This is a genomic window from Kitasatospora sp. MBT63, from assembly GCF_000710465.2.
GTDB lineage: Bacteria > Actinomycetota > Actinomycetes > Streptomycetales > Streptomycetaceae > Kitasatospora.
This window is the reverse complement of record NZ_JAIZ01000454.1, coordinates 1-2,670: the sequence shown is the minus strand read 5'-3', so window position 1 is coordinate 2,670 and position 2,670 is coordinate 1. Positions and strand designations below refer to the sequence as shown.

Here is a 2,670-nt window from a genome sequence, read left to right as displayed (position 1 = left end):
TCGACCGGTGCCCCTCAAGATCGGAACGACAACAGCCACTTAGGCGCCTTTGGGGGCCGCGTGGGCCCCACCTTCGTCGTCCAGCATGATCAGGACCACGATGACCGGCCCATACCGCGCAACGACCAGCCCGCCACGCAGCCGGCCCGGCGACCGCTCGCCGACCACACCGCTATAACGGAATCGCGCCGCTGGTTACGCGAGGACGCCGCTGAGGGCGGGCTCAGTGAGCTAGCCCGCCCGCCAGCCGCGAGCGTGCCGCTGTTGCGGGCGCCCACGCCACCCACGCCGGGGTGGTCCCGGTATGCACTGCCCGCCAGGCTCCGCCACGGATCGGAACATAGTGAGCCGCAGCGATCCTCGCTTCGCCGGCCCAGCCCGGCCCGAATCCGACAGAGATTTTGTCAGGATTGTTAGTGATTAACCGGGCAGATCGCTAGCAGCTCATCCGCCAGTCGATTTCGGGAAAGTTGGATGCAAATTTAGAGACGGCATATCCATCTTCGGCGGCAATGGTAACAGAATACTCCGTCCCGTGGGAATCTGGCGGGGTGAAGCTTCCCTGATCGAACGGTTCAACTGAAGCCACGAGCGGGCCATTTTGGTACATGTCGCACACATAGGGAGCGGCGGGGTAAATTTTGCCATGGCCGAGTGATGAAGTAATCCTCGCCGCAAGCCTTTGGTTAATTCCGGATGCGAATGCCCAGTGATTTGCCGATTCGAGCACCTCGCGCAGGTGGATAAATTTCAAGAATGCCGAGAGCGATTTCGCAGAAATTTCCCATGTTGGCGATGACGGATCGCGATAGAATACTTCGGGATCATCATCTCCTATTTTGTAGGACCACTCCCAGCACCCCTGCGATTCAACTAGGAAAGTCACAAAGCCGAACTCGTCCTTGATGTCATTGAATTCAATCGGCCGAGTTATCGAATATCCCTGTGGGTTATCTTTGATGGTGTTGTGCCAATTCACAAGGGGGAGTGGGAGCTTCATCGCGGGTTGCGTCCTCCTGGCCGCCAAGATGCAATTTTTGTGAGGGTCGACGGCCTATATCGTTGATCAGCCATGAGTTGCCGTGGTGAAATTATACCCCATGGCGCTCATGGGTCATGCGAGGCGCCACACGCAGGCGGCGCCTCGCATGATTGAGGGTATTTATTTGGCAACTACCATTCTTTGGCTATCGCCGCCCCACATGTGGATGATTGTGCCATCCGCCCCGACTTCTAGACGGGGCATACACGTGTAGCGTAACTCCGTTTGGGAGCATGTCGGGAAGAGTCCTTGCACACGTTGTGCATGCACCTTCGTCGTAGGAGATGTACAGGACCGCCGTTCGGATTTGTGGATTTTGACGCAGAAATGCAGCGACCTTGGCTTCGACATGCGTACCGAAGCCCATTGCTGTGCCGGGGGCCCGCCCGTTGGTTCCCTCTCCATCGTGCGATCCGCTAATGAACGGTATTAGTTCATTCCCGGTATCCAGAATTCCAACAGTTCGCGGGGTCTTGAGATCGGGTTCTTCAAGTCGAGCTTTTCGATCCAATTCATCTACTGCGGCTTGAATGTCGCAGCGAGCGAAGCTCGCATTGTGTACCAGGATCGGAATGTTGCCTGCGATGACGTAGTACGTGTGAACGTTCTCGACCGTCAGGTCGTAGGCAGTTGTCCGGGCCTCATGGTGATTCTTGACGCCAGACACAGTGACTGTCTGTCCGTTGGCGAGGCGGAGTCGGTGTCCTGGTTGGAGGTTCGCTGCCTCCGTCCACCTCTGGTCGGTTGCGTCCCAGAAGGGGTGGTGCTGAGTGGAAATGAGGGTTGTGGCGGATTTCCCAGAGTCGGCCGAGGCGACGGTGAGGTCGGTGAAGTCTTGGTCGTCAGGTGTGGTGATTGTGGCGGAGACGGCCTGCGTGCTGCTCTGACCGGTTGCGGGGTCGGTGGTTAGGACCTGGTCTCCGGGTTTGACGTCCTCGATCGCGGCGACGGTTCCGTCTGCGAGGAGTATCTGGGTGCCGGCCGGGAAGCTGTGAGGCTTCCCGCTGGTCGGGCAGGCGGGGGCGTTGACGGTAGTGGTGTCCTTGCCGGGGACGCCTTGAGACACGGCATCGTTAATTCCTTCGAGGGCCAGTTCGGCGGTCTTTATCTTCTTGGCTGGGCCGACGCCGGGGATGACGTTGAGGAGGTCGGATCCGGCCTCGAGGTACTTTCCGTCCTGGACATCCATGACAGTGGCTGCGACGGAGGCGACAATGTTGAGGCCAGGTATCCAGTTGAGGATTTCCAGGCCTGCGCGGAATCGCTCGCGCTTGGTGCCGTTCGGGTAAACATAGAAAATGTGGTTACCGACACGCGTCGGATACTTCTTGAGGTTGGTCAGACTGTCGGCGTAGGAGCCGGTCCAGGCGCCGTCGCGTTCGAGTTTCCAGCTTTCGTAGGTGGCGTTCCCCTTGTCGTCGTAGCAGGTACTGAACCCGCCGCAGACGCCCTCTGGACGCAGGCCGGACGGATCACTGAGGTTGACGGGGTTGTTGTTGCTGTAGGCGTAGCCGTTCCATTGCTGGGGGCTGGCTGCATCAAGGACGGGGTCGGGGTTGAGGAAGCGTCCGGTGGCGGGCTGGTACTGGCGGGCGCCGAGGTTGGTGAGGCCGGTGGTGTCGTCCTTG

2 protein-coding genes are annotated in these 2,670 nt (G+C 59.4%); both read right to left on the bottom strand.

Going from position 1 to position 2,670, the window contains the following annotated elements; genetic code table 11:
* Nucleotides 1–436: 436 nt before the first annotated feature.
* Nucleotides 437–1,000, bottom strand: a complete 564-nt coding sequence (locus tag AA75_RS47840) for a hypothetical protein (protein WP_149038349.1) — start codon at nucleotides 998–1,000, stop codon at nucleotides 437–439.
* Between the two features lie 187 nt (nucleotides 1,001–1,187).
* A partial coding sequence (locus AA75_RS45950) for a polymorphic toxin-type HINT domain-containing protein (RefSeq protein ID WP_255369523.1) occupies nucleotides 1,188–2,670 on the bottom strand: 1,483 nt, incomplete at its 5' end.

Bases quoted from the DNA above. Each gene is read 5' to 3' on its own strand.
- AA75_RS47840 (WP_149038349.1), bottom strand. From the start codon at position 1,000: ATGAAGCTCCCACTCCCCCTTGTGAATTGGCACAACACCATCAAAGAT.